This is a genomic window from Tatumella sp. JGM91 (genome assembly GCF_018257575.1).
GTDB classification, from domain to species: domain Bacteria; phylum Pseudomonadota; class Gammaproteobacteria; order Enterobacterales; family Enterobacteriaceae; genus Tatumella; species Tatumella punctata.
In genome coordinates this window covers 91,564-108,251 of sequence record NZ_JAERJP010000003.1, presented here as the reverse complement: position 1 = coordinate 108,251, position 16,688 = coordinate 91,564, and the positions used below count along the sequence as shown (strand labels likewise).

12 protein-coding genes are annotated in these 16,688 nt (G+C 52.1%); 7 read left to right on the top strand and 5 right to left on the bottom strand.

Features of this window, described 5'->3' with window-relative positions:
• Positions 1-34 precede the first annotated feature (34 nt).
• Together gabP and gabT are read right to left on the bottom strand one after the other, a co-directional pair.
• Entirely contained in the window at positions 35-1,438 is a 1,404-nt protein-coding gene (gabP, locus tag JK198_RS03265) for a GABA permease (protein ID WP_212710193.1), read from the bottom strand.
• 136 nt (positions 1,439-1,574) lie between these two features.
• On the bottom strand, positions 1,575-2,831 hold the full coding sequence (gene gabT, locus JK198_RS03260) for a 4-aminobutyrate--2-oxoglutarate transaminase (protein WP_212710192.1): 1,257 nt from the start codon (positions 2,829-2,831) through the stop codon (positions 1,575-1,577).
• Positions 2,832-2,941: 110 nt separating this feature from the next.
• Here gabT and JK198_RS03255 point away from each other — a divergent pair, with 110 nt between their 5' ends.
• On the top strand, positions 2,942-4,456 hold the full coding sequence (locus tag JK198_RS03255; RefSeq protein WP_212710190.1) for a PLP-dependent aminotransferase family protein: 1,515 nt from the start codon (positions 2,942-2,944) through the stop codon (positions 4,454-4,456).
• A gap of 33 nt (positions 4,457-4,489) precedes the next feature.
• Here the strand turns inward: JK198_RS03255 and JK198_RS03250 are convergent, their stop codons facing one another.
• Positions 4,490-5,866 carry an aldehyde dehydrogenase family protein gene (locus JK198_RS03250; RefSeq protein WP_212710188.1) on the bottom strand — a complete coding sequence of 459 codons (1,377 nt, stop codon included), beginning with the start codon at positions 5,864-5,866 and terminating at the stop codon, positions 4,490-4,492.
• A gap of 243 nt (positions 5,867-6,109) precedes the next feature.
• On the opposite strand from JK198_RS03250, the gene JK198_RS03245 reads away from it, so the two are divergent.
• On the top strand, positions 6,110-6,868 hold the full coding sequence (locus JK198_RS03245; RefSeq protein ID WP_212710186.1) for a glycosyltransferase family 2 protein: 759 nt from the start codon (positions 6,110-6,112) through the stop codon (positions 6,866-6,868).
• Between the two features lie 53 nt (positions 6,869-6,921).
• Here JK198_RS03245 and JK198_RS03240 read toward each other — a convergent pair whose 3' ends face one another.
• Together JK198_RS03240 and JK198_RS03235 are read right to left on the bottom strand one after the other, a co-directional pair.
• Complete coding sequence (locus JK198_RS03240; RefSeq protein ID WP_212707064.1) at positions 6,922-8,259, bottom strand: MFS transporter; 1,338 nt, start codon at positions 8,257-8,259, stop codon at positions 6,922-6,924.
• A 127-nt stretch (positions 8,260-8,386) separates the two neighbouring features.
• On the bottom strand, positions 8,387-10,417 hold the full coding sequence (locus tag JK198_RS03235) for a choline transporter (protein WP_212710185.1): 2,031 nt from the start codon (positions 10,415-10,417) through the stop codon (positions 8,387-8,389).
• A gap of 280 nt (positions 10,418-10,697) precedes the next feature.
• Between JK198_RS03235 and betI the strand changes: the two genes are divergently transcribed.
• From betI to ddlA, 5 genes are all read left to right on the top strand, one after another.
• Positions 10,698-11,303: a transcriptional regulator BetI gene (gene betI / locus JK198_RS03230; RefSeq protein WP_212707066.1), complete on the top strand. Its 606-nt coding sequence runs from the start codon at positions 10,698-10,700 to the stop codon at positions 11,301-11,303.
• 3 nt (positions 11,304-11,306) lie between these two features.
• The gene (betB, locus tag JK198_RS03225; RefSeq protein ID WP_212707067.1) at positions 11,307-12,779 is read left to right on the top strand and encodes a betaine-aldehyde dehydrogenase; all 1,473 of its coding nucleotides are present in this window, start codon (positions 11,307-11,309) and stop codon (positions 12,777-12,779) included.
• 22 nt (positions 12,780-12,801) lie between these two features.
• Positions 12,802-14,481: a choline dehydrogenase gene (betA, locus tag JK198_RS03220; protein ID WP_212707132.1), complete on the top strand. Its 1,680-nt coding sequence runs from the start codon at positions 12,802-12,804 to the stop codon at positions 14,479-14,481.
• Between the two features lie 309 nt (positions 14,482-14,790).
• Positions 14,791-15,465: a Fe2+-dependent dioxygenase gene (locus JK198_RS03215; protein WP_212710182.1), complete on the top strand. Its 675-nt coding sequence runs from the start codon at positions 14,791-14,793 to the stop codon at positions 15,463-15,465.
• A 118-nt stretch (positions 15,466-15,583) separates the two neighbouring features.
• The gene (ddlA, locus tag JK198_RS03210) at positions 15,584-16,684 is read left to right on the top strand and encodes a D-alanine--D-alanine ligase (protein ID WP_212707069.1); all 1,101 of its coding nucleotides are present in this window, start codon (positions 15,584-15,586) and stop codon (positions 16,682-16,684) included.
• Positions 16,685-16,688: the final 4 nt, after the last annotated feature.

Here is a 16,688-nt window from a genome sequence, read left to right as displayed (position 1 = left end):
TAGTTCATCTCGCTGTGGTGCCGGCCGGGTAAAATTACGCGCCGCTGCGCCGTGTTTCCGTAAACCGGCGGCTGCTGCGCTGCCGGTGATGTAACGCCAGCCCGGTCAGTACCACCAGCAATGCCAGAATACCGGTAGCAATGATTTCGATACGGTGATTAGGCATAAACAACATAGAACCCAGAATCCCTGCAATCACCACTATCACAAACCAGGTCAGTCCCGGGAATAACCACATTTTAAAATCCGGGACTTCACCGCGGGCCTCCATTCGTTTACGCATTACCAGTTGTGAGCAGGCGATCACCAGATACACCAGCAAAGCAATGGCGCCTGAGCTGGCAAGCAGGAAGTTAAACACTTCTGCCGGAGCAACATAGTTGGCGAATACCGCCAGAAAAGCCATGGCCGTTGATAACAATACCGCTACCCGCGGTGTACCACTGCGGCTGGTTTTTGCCGCTGCCGCGGGTGCATCTTTACGGGTCGCCAGTGAATACAGCATGCGTGATGAGGTATAAAGTGCAGAATTCAGGCAACTGCATACCGCAGTCAGTACCACAATATCGACAATCAGACGGGCATGGGGAATATTCATCATTTCCAGTACCGTCTGGTAAGAACCTTTCGTTGCCAGATCCGGGGTATTCCAGGGAACCAGAGAAACAATAAACAGAATCGACAGCAGGTAAAACAGCGCAATTCGCCAGATGACTGAGTTAGTGGCTTTTGAAATCTCTTTGCCGGGGTTTTTCGACTCTGCCGCAGCAATGGTTACAATCTCAGTGCCCATAAAGGAGAACATCGTAGTCAGAATAGCCGCCAGTACCGCCCCGAAACCATGAGGCATAAAGCCGCCGCTGTCGTAGAGGTGAGACATACCACTGACTTCGCTGTCCGGCATCAGGCCAAAAATAGCCACACACCCCAGTACCAGAAACGCCACTATCGCTGCCACCTTCACCAGTGCCAGCCAGAATTCAAATTCACCGTAGTTTTTGACACTGAACAGGTTCGAGATAGTCAGCACCAGGGTAATTGCCAGAGTGAATTGCCAGATAGCCACCTGCGGGAACCAGCTATTGAGGATCGTCGCCGCCGCATTCGCCTCCAGCGGGATCACCAGTACCCAGAACCACCAGTACAGCCAGCCAATCGTGAAACCGGCCCAGCGCCCCAGTGCGCTATGGGCATAGGTAGAAAAAGACCCGGAATCCGGTGAGCTGACAGCCATTTCTGCCAGCATACGCATAATCAGCACCACCAGTGCACCGGCAATCAGATAAGCAATTAGCACTGCCGGGCCGGCTTCGGCAATCGCATGACCGGAGCCGACAAACAGTCCGGCACCGATAACGCCGCCAATAGACAGCATACGAATATGCCGCGATTTAAGTCCCGGTGAAAGTGTGTCTGTGTTTGAAGAAATTGTACTCATGATTTCCCTCATCATAATTTTATTTGCCGGGTACAGACAGGATGCTGCAACACGGTCGCTGGTCGGGAAGAGAGGTAACGGTGATCCCGGAGGGAACGGTCTCCGGGATAACACCTGTACTGCGACTGTTTACCTGTCAGACGGCATACTGCTGTAAGGCACGGGTCAGAATAGTCAGTCCCTGACGGAACTGTTCGGTCGGAATCGTCAGCGGATACAGGAAACGAATAACATTGCCTTTTTGTCCGCAGGTCAGCAGTAACAGGCCTTCGTCCATCGCCGCCGTCTGTACTTTTTTCGCAATCGCAGCATCCTTCAGCTCTGCCGCAACCATTGATCCCAGACCACGGACTTGTTTGATCGCCGGACAACGGCTTTGCAGTTCCTGCAGGCTGCTGACCAGTTCACTGCCAAGTTGCTGAGAGCGCTGACAGAGTTGTTCTTCGTCAATCACATCCAGTACCGCATGGGCCGCCGCGATCGATAACGGGTTACCGGCGTAGGTGCCGCCCAGCCCGCCCGGGTTAGGTGCATCCATCACTTCTGCGCGACCGGAAACCGCAGACAGAGGGAAACCGCCCGCCAGGCTTTTCGCCATGGTGATGATATCCGGTTTAACCTCGAAATTTTCCATCGCGAACAGAGTACCGGTACGGGCAAAACCGCTCTGTACTTCATCAGCAATCAGCAGGATGCCATGCTGGTCTGCCAGTTTACGCAGTGCCGTCATAAACTCAGAGGGTGCCACACGGAAACCGCCTTCACCCTGTACCGGCTCCAGTACGATAGCTGCCACATTGTGCGGGGCAATATCGTAATGGAAGATATCTTCGAGGCTGTCCAGAGCCTGCTCCACGGTCACTTCGTTCTCCACCGGGAAACGGGCATGGAATACGGAAGGTACCATCGGACCAAAATCTTGTTTGTAAGGTGCCACTTTACCGGTCATTGCCATGGTCATCATGGTACGTCCATGGAAAGAGCCGCCAAAGGTGATGACGCCATGACGGCCGGTATAAGCGCGGGCAATTTTCACTGCATTCTCAACCGCTTCTGCGCCGGTAGAGAAAAAAGCGGTTTTTGCCGGGCCTTCGACCGGCACCCGCTGATTAATACGCTCAGCCAGAGAGATATAGCTCTCATAGGGCACAATCTGGAAAGCAGTATGAGTGAACTTTTGCAGTTGCTCAGCCACGGCTGCCACAACTTTCGGGTGACGGTGCCCGGTATTCAGTACCGCAATTCCTCCGGCAAAATCGATAACTTCGCGACCTTCGGTATCGCGCAGGGTGGCATTTTCGGCACTGCTGACAAACCAGTCACACATTACCGCGTTGCCACGTGGCAGAGCATCTTGTTTGCGCTGGTTTAATGTTTCTTTAGAATCACTCATCTCTTTCTGCCTCGTTCACTTAACTTTTTTTTGTAATAAAACTGTATTTATTTATCCTTTCCGGTAGGGTATTTTTCCAGAGCCATTTACCAGCAAAATGAAGGTACCAATTGCGAACTCTTTACGCCGATCACCTGCTGGAACGTTTGCAGTTTGACCAGCAAGGCAGGCTCCACCAGCGGTTACTGCGGGTCTTACAGCAGGCTATTATCGACGGTGTATTTCCCCCTGAAACACGTTTACCGGCTACCCGTGATCTGGCTAAAGAGCTGGGAATATCCCGTAATACAGTACTGAATGCTTACGATAGTTTGCTGGCTGAAGGATATGTTACTTCGCGCACCGGTAGCGGTACCCGGGTGGCGAAAACCTTACCGGAATTCTGTCTGAACAGCGCCCGCCAGCAGATTCCTGAGGCCGCCGGGCAAGCCTTACCTGCAGGCCTGTCGTCCCGCGGCGCCGCATTACTCGGCCATGCCACCGCATCGCCTTTTCAGTGGGGAGCTTTTGTACCGGGTGCCCCGGATGTCACTGCATTTCCGCATAAAACCCTGGGTAAAATTCAGGCCAGACTGAACCAGCAACCGGAAATTAATCAGTTGATCTACAGCAATGACGGTGGCTGCGCCAGCCTGCGTCAGGCCCTGGCTGACTATCTGCGGGTAGCCCGTTCTATCCGTGCCGATGCCGACCAGATTATTATTACCGAGGGTATTCATCAGGCAGTGGACCTGGTGTCGCGGGTACTCTGCGACCAGGGCGAGACAGTGTGGATTGAAGAACCAGGCTACTGGGGAACCCGTAATTTATTACGTATTAATGGTCTGAATGTCCATGCGGTCCCGGTTGACGAAGAGGGGATGCTGCCGGAAATCACCGCGCGGCGACCGGCACCAAAAATGGTCTTTGTCACCCCCTCCCATCAGTACCCGCTGGGGGTACATCTCAGCCTGAGCCGACGTAAAACTCTGCTGGCAATGGCACGGCGTCATAAATTCTGGATCATTGAAGACGACTACGACAGTGAATTCCGTTTTTCCGGCAGCCCGTATCCGTCATTACAAGGGCTGGAAGAGGACGCACCGGTGATCTATATGGGAACCTTCAGTAAAACACTGTATCCGGCATTACGTATCGGTTACCTGGTGGTGCCTAAAAACCTGAAAACCGAATTACGTACCGCGGCCGCAGAACTGTACCGGGGGGGGCATTTAATTATTCAGCGGGCTATCTCTGAATTTATCAGCCAGGGGCATTATGTGGCCCATATCCGCCGTATGCGCCTGCTGTACAACCAGCGACGTAAATTTTTACTCAGTCTGATACAACGTTATCTCGGAGAAATGTTTATGCCCCGTTATACCCATGATGCAGGGCTGCATCTGGTTATGACTCTGCCGGATAAAAGTGATGATGTGGCGATTGCCCGCGATGCGTTATATAAAGGCGTCAGTGTCCGGCCATTATCGCAATATTATATGCAACGGCAGAAAAGACGAGGGTTACTGCTGGGCTATGCCTGCGTTAATGAACAGCAAATTTTTACCGCGTTTAACCTGTTACGTCAGTGTCTGATTAACGCCGGTCTTTGCCGTCTGCGGCCAGCCGCACAGAATGAGGAATAAACGTGCCCTGCCGGCAGGCAGGGCACGCAGAAATTAGCGACGGTTACGCCATACGGTCTGAATATTACAGAACTCATGCAAACCAAAATGGTTTAATTCACGACCGTAGCCGCTTTTCTTCACCCCGCCGATGGTCACACGCGGATCGGAAGCTCCGTAGCCATTAATAAACACTGCACCGGTTTCGAGGCTATCAGCAAAGTGATCGGCCAGTGCTTCATCGGCTGTCCATACCGTCGCACTTAGACCAAACTCGCTGTTATTTGCCAGCGCCAGCGCATGCTTTGCGTCCCGGGCCACGGTCAGGGCAGCCACCGGGCCAAAAATTTCTTCCCGGAACGCGGTCATCTGTTCACTGACATCAGCCAGAATAGTTGGCGCATAGTAATTGCCTGTTCCGGCAATTTTTTCACCGCCACACACCAGCCGGGCCCCCTGTTTCAAAGTATCCTGCACCTGCTGGTGTAACTCATCACGCAGGTCAAAGCGTGCCATCGGCCCCAGATAGGTTGTTTCATCCAGAGGGTCTCCGATTTTCAGTGCCTGTACTGCCGCGGTAAACCGGGTTTCGAACTCTTCAGCTACCGGCGCTTCAATAATGAAGCGTTTGGCAGCCATACATACTTGTCCGGTATTCTGATAACGGCCGGCGACCGCCGCTTTTACTGCTTCATCCAGGTCCGCATCGGCCAGTACGATAAAGGGATCGGAACCCCCCAGCTCCAGGACACTCTTCTTCAGTGCAGCCCCCGCCTGAGTGGCAATCGCCGCCCCCGCTCTGACACTGCCGGTCACGGCAACCGCAGCGACACGAGGGTCTTTAATCAACTGAGAAACACCGTCGTTATCCACATTCAGCAGCTCAAACGTACCTTGCGGAAAGCCGACCGAATTCATGACTTCCTGCAGTAAGGTGGCACATCCCATCACATTCGGTGCATGCTTAAGCACATAAGTATTACCGGCCAGCAGCATACCGGCGGCCCCCCGCAATACCTGCCAGTAAGGGAAGTTCCACGGCATTACCGCCAGAATAGTTCCCAGGGGACGAAACTCCTGCCAGGCTTGCTGGTTTTCGACCTGAGTTGGCTGTGCTGCCAGTACCGCCGGGCCATTATCCGCATACCATTCGCAAACCTGAGCACATTTATTCACTTCCGCCCGCGCCTGAACAACAGGCTTACCCATTTCCAGAGTCATCATCTGCGCCAGGGCTTCACAGCGTTCACGCAGCCGTGTCGCCAGAGTGCGTAATACTGTCACCCTGGTTTCCATCGGCGTGACTCGCCACACTTTTAAAGCATCTGCACTGCGTTGTAGGCTGCTTTCGATATCAGCGCTGCCCTGAAACGGGTAACGGGCCAGCTCTTCGCCGGTAGCAGGGTTAACAGAGATCGCATAATCGGTCATAAAACATCCTTACAACGGGTTAAAGAAGTATACTGACTACCATACGCCCTGTGATTAATGAATTAAAATGAATATTCATAACGAAGTTGATTATAAAAAATGAATAACCTGGCTACAGTTTCTATCACTCTGTCAGCCGTAAAACAGCTCCCGGTGAGTGACTGCCACACCAAAAGACCATAAAAGTATTGTGCTTTAATTATAATTACGCTCGGAAATCATAAACTGAACGAACCCGAAACAATGATAAAAATAACTGTTTGTCTGTTAACCTTTAACTCTGCACGTACCCTGAAGCAGGTTATACCTCCGGCGTTAACCATCGCCGATCAAATCGTGGTACTTGATTCCGGCAGCAGTGATGAAACCACCGACATCTGCAGTCACTATGGTATTGAAGCGCACTATAGTCCGTATGAAATGCATGGCCAGCAGATGAATAAGGCCATTGCCCTGGCAGAACATGACTGGGTATTTTGCCTCGACAGTGATGAGGTCCTCGACCGGCAGACTCTGGATTTTATTATGCGACTGAAAGCGGCCCCGGCAGAGCCGGCAGCCGATCAGGCATGGCGAATTTCCCGTTACTGGTACGTATTAGGCAAACAGGTAAAAACTATCTATCCGGTCGCGTCTCCCGACTATCCGGTACGCCTGTTTAACCGGCGTGTGGCAAAGTTTAATCACCGGCCGGTAGACGATGAAGTTACCGGGGAAAGCCACAGTGAGATTATCCCCGGACATGTCCGCCATGATACGTTCTATTCGCTTCATGAAATGTTCGCCAAGATGAACAGCTATACCACCCGGCTGATTAAATATCAGCGGATCCGCCCTTCACTGGCCCGCGGTGTTATCAGTGCCATCGGCGCTTTTTTTAAATGGTATCTGCTGAATGGCAGCTGGCGGCTGGGTAAAGTCGGGTTGGCTACCGGGATCTATGCCACCCTGTACAGCTTTATGAAATATTTTAAAGCCTGGTATCAGCACGGTAATAAATAATTCTGTCACAGCCCGTCCGCAACAATACCGGACGGGCTGTTTACCCGGAAAAATTAATGCGGATCCCGGGGAGGGTTTTCGCCGTTATCCGGCTCCGCAGGATGTTCTCCGTCAGCAGCCTCTTCCTCCGGTAGATTTACCATCGTATTCTGAATATCCTGTTCATCAATCACCGGGTTAAGTGCAGCCGCCAGTGGTGAACTCACCAGACCATCGGTTAATGGCACATGGGGCACCTGATTTTCCTGATCCGCTGCCAAATGCGGTTCCCGGACACGGGTTAACACAATAATGACCGCACAGCAGACCGCAAAAAACAGGTACAACATATTGCCGCCCAGTGGCTGCATCACCGCCCCGGTCAGTAGCGGCCCGATACTGGCGCCGATACCGTACGACATCAGCAGACAGGCCGTCAGCGATACCCGACGTTCGGCAATGATCCGGTCATTTGCCAGCGCAACCGCCAGCGGATATAACGCAAACTGCATCATGCTGGCAATAAAAGCGATGCCCAGCACCATGCTAAAACTGACATGTTTCAGCACTGCCAGCGGTAATGAGGCCAGCAGAAATAAAATGGCAGTAAAGAACAGTAACCGCTGCCGGTCATAACGGTCAGATAACCAGCTTAACGGGAACTGAACCACCAGCCCGGCAAAAATGGTTGCCGCCATAAATACGCCGATCTGTGAAGTCGAAAAGCCCATCTGACTGGCATACACTGGCGCCATACCATAGAAGGCCCCGGTCGCCATACCGGTCAGTAGGGTGATCACCAGGATCTTAGGAATCGCTTTCAGAAAATACCCCAGTTCAAGGGGAGCAGGCGACATGGGATGGACTTTAGTGCGGGTCGTCAGGGAGATAGGTACCAGGCATAATGCGAAACACAGAGCCACAATCAACAGAGGCAGGATACCAAACCCTGATTGCAGGGTAAGTATGATCTGTCCTGCGGACAACCCCAGGTAGGTGGCAACCATATACAGCCCGAAAATAACACCACGTTGTTCTGATTCAGCCTGATCATTCAGCCAGCTTTCCAGCACCATATACTGGCTCATCATGCACAGACCAATAATAAACCGCAGCACGATCCAAACGGGGATGTAATCATTGAGGCAGTGACCGATCACTGATGCAGTAATAATCCCTGCACAAGCCACATAGGCCCGGATGTGCCCTACCCTGGCAATCAGGTTATGGCCGACTTTTCCGCCGACCACCAGACCAATATAGTGGGCAGCGGTAATCAGACCAATCACGGTGCCACTGACATTCTGATGTGCCAGCCGTAATGAGACATAGGTTGTCAGTAAGCCGGAGCCCAGTAGCATCAGAAGTGTGGTGGTATATAGCGGCAGAAAGGTATTCAGAATTCTTTGCATTACATCTCCCTGAGAATAAAACCTCACCGGGTAAATGAATAACGTCCGAAAAACATGCGGTCCGGCCTGACCCGTTGTACTGCGGGGCAGGCCGGTGCAGGGGTGCCCCCCTGCGCTTCAATCATCCTTACAGATGTGGAAAATTGATATGATTGCCGGGCGCTTCCCGATGTAAATGAATAAAGTTCAGGTGGCGTTCATATTGATCAAGGATATCAATGATCACCTGTTCTTTACTGTAGTCCATCAAATCGTTCCCCTGGCTACCTTCAAGTAAAAAAGTTTCCAGTCGATAGTAGGTGGACTTACCACTTCTGGCACGGTAAGTGAAGCCGGGGACAGAGTATTTTTGTGGCCAGATTTGATACATAAAGTTCTGCTCTTCGCCCAGATTCACCGTCAGTGCCAGATGCCCCAGGTCTTCACCTTCTTCCGCAGGCAGATTTTCCAGCGTTACCTGAGCACCACGATACTCCAGCTCCTTCGCCACTTCCTGCATTGCGGGGTAACAGGTTTTATCCAGCATTTCACGTGTATAGGCCGTGCCGGGGTAGTTCATCAGCCGCGACAAGCGTTTTTTCCAGCTGCGGCGATCATTGGCTGCCGCCAGATACGGAGCCGTATCCCGGCTGGCACTGACTCTGCGGTAGTCTTCAACTTTCAGTGATTTATATAAGCCAGCCATCACAAAGAACATCACAAAACTGAACGGCAGCCCCATAATCACCGTCGTGCTTTGTAACGCAGAAATACCATTCGTCATCAGCATTCCCAGCGTCAGTACTCCGATAACTACCGACCAGAAGATACGGATCCAGTTGGGTGCATCGCTGTTAATATCTTTCAGGCGTGAAGTAAAGTTCCCCAGCACCAGTGCCCCGGAATCAGCCGAAGTTACATAGAACAGCAGACCAGTGATGGTTGCCACCGAAGCACTGAGCGTAAAGGCCGGGTACTGAGCCAGCAGGTTATAGAAACCACGTTCCGGATGGGCCATAACATCCATAGCGAACTGAACATTGCCATGAATAATCTGATACAAGGCAGCATTACCAAACACCGATAGCCACAGCAGGGTAAAAGCGAACGGGATAATCAGAGTCCCCAGAACAAACTCCCGGATAGTACGGCCACGTGAAATTCGCGCCAGAAACAGGCCGACAAACGGTGACCAGGCAACCCACCAGGCCCAGAAAAACAGGGTCCAGGTATTCATCCACTGGGTCGGGCGATCAAAGGCAAAGGTGTTCAGCGTCATGCCCATAAAGCGATTAATGTAATCACCGACATTCAGTACCAGTGCATTCAGCAGGAATTCCGTATTTCCAAAAAACAGCACGAAGATAATCAGACCTAATGCCAGCAACACATTCAGTTCCGACAGCATCCTGATGCCTTTATCCACCCCGGAGGTGACTGAAATCGTCGCAATAACTACCGATAATACAATCAGAGCCGCTTTTGCGCCCAGGCTGTCGGGAATATGGAACAGAACATTCAGGCCGTAGTTCAGCTGAACCACACCGATCCCCAGCGTCGTGGCGATACCGAAAATTGTCCCGATCACCGCAGCAATATCTACCGTATGACCAATAGGCCCGTTAATTCTTTTACCAAAAATCGGGTACAGCGCCGAGCGGATCGTCAACGGCAGATTATAACGATAACTAAAGTAGCCGAGGGCTATCCCCATCAGGGCATACATCGACCAGCCAGTCATCCCGTAGTGGAATAATGTCCAGACCATCGCCTGGCGTGCAGCTTCCAGGGTTTGTCCTGAGCCTTCCGGCGGCTGCATATATTGTGTGACTGGTTCAGCAACCGAGAAAAACATCAGGTCGATACCAATCCCTGCCGCAAACAGCATCGCAGCCCAGCTGGGCAGACTGAATTCAGGTTTTGACTGCTCAGGCCCCAGTTTAATCGTCCCGAAACGGGACACAGCCATAAACAACACAAACACAATATACAGTGTCGCCGCCAGCATGTAATACCAGCCAAAAGTTGCTGATACCCAGTCTACGGCTGACTGGATAATTTTCGCGGAGGTGTCACTGTAGAAAAACGTCATCAGAGAAAACAACAAAATCAGCCCCGCGGAGGTATAGAACACCACAGGGTTGATTTTGTCTTTTTCGCTGGCAGGTGGGTTACCCATTAGTTACCTCTGTTTAACTTCACGATGAGATTAACAACAATATCACGGCACCTCCCTGCCCCGTGTCAATCTTTACAGGCGGTCTGGCTGTATCGCCTCACGCTGTATCTGACCAATTATTTATTTTAAATAACAATAACTTATATAATTTCAGTGCGGTAATCCCTGGCTGAAAAGCCGTACCGCATGACCACAAGCATAACAATTTCTGTTTTTATATTGAACATTCAATCAAAAAAAGTTTTAATGGTTCATATCAAAGTGTCGGGGAGTAAAGGGGATGCCTAAAGTCGGTATGCAGCCCATTCGTCGGCGTCAGCTTATTGACGCCACACTGGAAACCATTAATGAAGTCGGGTTGCATTATGCCACTATCGCGCAGATAGCCAGACGTGCAGGCGTATCTACCGGGATCATCAGCCACTACTTCGGAGACAAAAACGGACTGCTGGAAGCAGCCATGCGGGATATTACCACCCAGTTGCGTACTGCTATCCTCCGCCGCCTGCGGGGATTGCCAGAGACAGACACCCGCGCCCGGCTGTCCGCCATCGTCGATGGCAATTTTGACGATACCCAGGTACACAGTGCGGCAATGAAAGCCTGGCTGGATTTTTGGGCCAGCAGCATGCATCAGCCAATGCTGAACCGGCTGCAGGTTGCCAGCAGCCGCCGTCTCCTGTCGACACTGACCGCTGAATTCCGCCGCGAACTGCCAGCTGAGCAGGCAAGAATTGCCGGTTATGGATTATCAGCACTTATTGACGGGCTCTGGTTACGTGCTGCCCTGAGCGGTCAGCCTTTTGATCTGGCTGTCGCTAAAAAGCTTACGACCGACTTTATTTGTCAGCAACTGGCAAAGACTCAATCAACTGACGGAGAATAAACTATGTCCCGATTCGAAGAACAGTTCCTGTACATTAACGGAGCCCGCGTGCCCGCACAGAGCGGTTCCAAGTTTCAGACAGTGAACCCCGCCAATGGTGAAATTCTGGCTGACGTCCATGAAGCGGGTCAGCAGGATGTTGATCTGGCCGTTGCCTCTGCCCGTAAAGGTCAGAAAATATGGGCCGCAATGACCGCAATGGAACGTTCGCGGATCCTGCGCAAAGCAGTGGATCTGTTACGCGAACGTAACGACGAGCTGGCGGCTCTCGAAACGCTGGATACCGGAAAGCCCCTGAGCGAAACGCTGGCTGTGGATATTGTTACAGGTGCCGATGTACTGGAATATTACGCCGGACTGGCACCGAGCCTGGAAGGCCAGCAAATTCCGCTGCGCGACACCTCTTTTGTCTATACCCGCCGTGAGCCGCTGGGTGTGGTCGCCGGTATCGGTGCCTGGAATTACCCGATTCAGATAGCATTATGGAAATCAGCACCTGCCCTGGCGGCCGGTAATGCAATGATTTTTAAGCCCAGCGAAGTCACTCCCCTGACTGCACTGAAACTGGCAGAAATCTATACGGAAGCCGGTGTTCCTGACGGGGTATTTAACGTACTGCCGGGTACCGGTGCTGTCACCGGTCAGGCCCTGACCGAACATACCGGCATCGACAAAGTGTCATTTACCGGCGGCGTAGTCAGCGGCCGTAAAGTGATGGCTAATGCCGCAGGCTCAACCCTGAAAGAAGTGACCATGGAACTCGGCGGCAAATCGCCGCTGGTGATCTGTGATGATGCCGATCTGGACCTGGCGGCCGATATCGCCATGATGGCTAACTTCTATAGTTCAGGCCAGGTCTGTACTAACGGTACCCGGGTTTTTGTGCCCGCTACGCTGAAAACCGCGTTTGAAGAAAAAATTCTGGTCCGTGTTGCACGTATCCGAGCCGGATCACCTGATGATCCACAGACTAACTTTGGCCCGCTGGTCAGCTTTGCTCACCGCGATAATGTCATGCGTTTTATCCGTTCCGGTATTGAGAGCGGCGCACGTTTACTGGCCGGTGGCCAGCAAATGACGGCTGCGGGCTTTGAAAACGGTGCCTGGGTCGAACCTACTGTCTTTACCGACTGCCACGATGACATGGAAATCGTCCGCGAAGAAATTTTTGGCCCGGTGATGTCAATTCTCAGTTATGAGAGTGAAGAAGAGGTTATCCGCCGCGCCAATGATACAGACTTTGGCCTGGCGGCAGGTGTGGTTACTCCGTCTCTGAACCGTGCCCACCGCATTATCCACCAGCTGGAAGCCGGTATTTGCTGGATAAATAGCTGGGGAGAATCTCCTGCCGAGATGCCTGTCGGGGGTTATAAGCATTCAGGGATCGGCCGCGAAAACGGTCAAATGACACTGCAAAGTTACACCCGGGTGAAATCTGTTCAGGTCGAACTGGAAACCTTCCAGTCCGTATTTTAAACATCTAACCTGAGGAATAATGATGGAATTTGATTATATTATTATCGGAGCCGGCTCTGCCGGCAACGTCCTGGCGACCCGCCTGACCGAAGACAGTAACGTCAGCGTATTACTGCTGGAAGCCGGCGGTCCTGATTACCGTGCCGATTTCCGCACCCAGATGCCTGCGGCCCTGGCTTACCCTCTGCAGGGGAAACGCTATAACTGGGCCTACGAGACCGAACCAGAGCCACATATGAACAACCGCCGTATGGAATGCGGACGCGGTAAAGGACTGGGCGGTTCGTCGCTGATCAACGGTATGTGTTATATCCGTGGTAATGCCATGGATCTGGATAACTGGGCCAAAGCGCCGGGGCTGGAAAACTGGACCTATGCCGATTGCCTGCCTTATTACCGTAAAGCAGAAACCCGTGATATCGGACCTAATGATTACCATGGCGGTGAGGGTCCGGTCAGTGTCAGCACCCCGAAAGCCGATAAAAACCCGCTGTTTGATGCAATGGTGGAGGCCGGTGTACAGGCAGGTTACCCGCGTACTGATGATCTGAACGGCTACCAGCAGGAAGGCTTCGGCCCGATGGACCGGACCGTCACCAAGAACGGCCGCCGTTCCAGTACCGCACGTGGTTATCTGGACCAGGCAAAATCACGCAGTAACCTGACAATTGTTACTCATGCCACCACCGACCGGATTGTGTTCGAAGGCAAACGGGCTGTCGGTGTCGAGTATTTACAGGGCAACAACAGTACGCCGGTCAAAGCCACTGCCCGTAAAGAAGTGCTGCTGTCAGCAGGTGCTATTGCTTCACCGCAGATTTTACAGCGTTCCGGGGTTGGCCCGGCATCCTTATTGCAGAAATTTTCAATCCCGCTGGTACATGATTTACCGGGAGTCGGTGAGAATTTACAGGATCACCTGGAAATGTATCTGCAATACGAATGTAAAGAACCGGTCTCACTTTATCCGGCGCTGAAATGGTGGAACCAGCCGAAAATTGGTGCTGAATGGATGTTTAATGGTACAGGTATCGGTGCCAGTAACCAGTTTGAGGCCGGTGGTTTTATCCGAAGCCGCAAAGAATTTGACTGGCCGAATATTCAGTATCACTTTCTGCCGGTAGCGATTAATTATAATGGTACCAATGCGATTGAAGCACACGGGTTCCAGTGCCATGTCGGGTCAATGCGTTCCCCAAGTCGTGGCCGTGTACAGCTGAAATCACGCGACCCGCATCAGCACCCGTCAATTCTGTTTAACTATATGGCCCATAAACAGGACTGGCAGGAATTCCGTGACTGTATCCGCCTGACGCGGGAGATTATCAATCAGCCGGCGCTGGATAAATATCGCGGGAAAGAACTGAGTCCGGGCATGGACTGCCAGAGTGATGAACAGCTGGATGAATTTGTCCGTAATCATGCAGAAACGGCTTATCACCCTTGCGGTACCTGTAAAATGGGTAACGACGAGATGGCAGTTGTCGACGCTGAAGGGCGGGTTCACGGACTGCAGGGACTTCGGGTCGTGGATGCCTCTATTATGCCGGAAATTATCACCGGTAACCTGAATGCCACCACCATCATGATTGGCGAAAAAATGGCCGACATTATTCGTGGTCGCCAGCCATTAGCCCGCAGCACCGCGCCTTATTATGTTGCCGGTGATGCACCGGTTCGTACCGAGCCGCTTCGCAAATAACTCCATGTTTTAAAATGGATTACTGCCTGTAATACTCAGACCCGCGGGCCGGAAATAATTTATCCGGCCCGCACCTTTCAGATTTTACCGTTATCCTGCGCTCTGTCCCCTGACAGCTCTCCGGAACCTGCCCATGATGTTGTTCAGGCTGGTAGTAACTTTGTAACAAAACAATAATACGAATGAACATGATAACAATTGTCATTACAATAACTGGCTAGCCAGCGGCCTGATGATGGTTCAGACATCAGCCTGCTGCCCTGCTCACACCGCAGCTATTCTGCGGCCTTCTCTCTGGGATATATCACTATGATGCAAAAAATTACCGGTCTGCTGAGCAAGCAGGAAGTCGCACTGATGCAGGAAAAATTATCCGCCTGTCACTGGATAGATGGCCGGGTAACGACCGGGGCTCAGGGTTCGCAGGTGAAAGCCAATCAGCAGGTGGATACGGGCAGTGCCGAGTGGCAGGAGCTGCAACAGTATTTACTGACCAGACTGAACAGCCACCCGCAATTTTTTTCGGCAACGCTGCCGGTCAATATCTCCAGCCCGCTGTTTAACCGTTATACTGACGGCGGCACCTACGGTTTTCATGTGGATGGTGCTGTCAGGCGTGAAGGTAACGACTGGCTGAGAACTGATATTTCCGCCACCCTGTTTTTGTCTGAACCGGACAGCTATCAGGGCGGAGAGCTGATTATCCGTGATACTTATGGGCAGCACAGCGTGAAACTGCCCGCCGGTGATATGATCCTCTACCCTTCCAGTAGCCTGCATTGCGTTACACCGGTCACTGAGGGCGAGCGACTGGCGTCATTCATGTGGATCCAGTCAATGATCCGTGACGATAAAAAGCGCGCAATGCTGATTTCTCTGGACGAAAATATCCAGACCCTGAATCAACAACCACAGTCTGCTGATGTCAGTATGTCACTGCTTAACCTCTACCATAATCTGCTGCGGGAATGGAGTGGCCAGTAAACAGCCACCCGCAACGGATAAAGGCCGTTAACTGCCGGTCCGGCAGTGGCGGAGGCTGTTGTCACTATCCTCTGCATGTTATGTTGTTACTTTGTTCCAGGTGATCAGGCAGACCAGAATGACAAAACAACGGGTAGGAATTATTTTTGGCGGCAAATCCGCCGAGCATCAGGTATCTCTGCAATCCGCGAAGAATATTATTGATGCAATTGATAAAACAAAATTTGAAGTTGTGCTTCTGGGAATAGATAAGCAGGGACACTGGCAGATTAATCAGCAGTCTGATTTTCTGCTTAATGCCCATGATCCGCAGCATATTGCGCTGAATAAGTCGGCTCAGCAGATAGCTCTGATCCCCGGTCAGGCGCAACAGCAACTGATAGAACACCGTCAGGCGACACCGGTGCCGCAGGTCGATGTTATCTTCCCTATTGTCCACGGCACGCTCGGTGAAGACGGTTCATTACAGGGACTGTTGCGTATGGCAAACCTGCCATTCGTCGGCTCCGGAGTCCTCGGTTCTGCCGTCAGTATGGATAAAGACGTCACGAAGCGTCTGTTACGCGATGCCGGCCTGCAGGTAGCACCTTTTATCAGTCTGGCCTCTTCAGAACTGGAAAAATTCAGCCCGGCGCAAGCCATCGGGACACTCGGACTGCCGCTGTTTGTCAAACCGGCAAACCAGGGCTCATCAGTCGGCGTCAGTAAAGTACATACGGCTGATGAACTGCTGCCCGCATTGCATGACGCTTTCCGCTATGACCGTAAGGTGCTTATCGAAACGGCGATTACCGGCCGTGAGATTGAATGTGCTGTATTAGGTAATGATCATCCGCAAGCCAGTCACTGCGGCGAAATCGTTCTCAGCGATGAGTTCTATTCCTATCAGACCAAATACATTAACGAAAAGGGCGCACAGGTGGTCGTGCCAGCAGAGCTGGACCCAGGCACAGAACAACATATCCGCCAGGTGGCATTACAGGCTTTCCGGGCACTGGAATGTTGCGGTATGGCGCGGGTCGATGTCTTCCTGACCGCGGATAATCAGGTCATTATTAACGAAGTTAATACACTGCCGGGCTTTACCAATATCAGTATGTATCCAAAACTCTGGCATGCCAGTGGTCTGGGATACAGTGAACTGATCACCCGACTGATCGGGCTGGCCTGCGAACGCCATCAGCAAGACCAGCAGATGATGGCTGCCTTCGATCACTAAACGC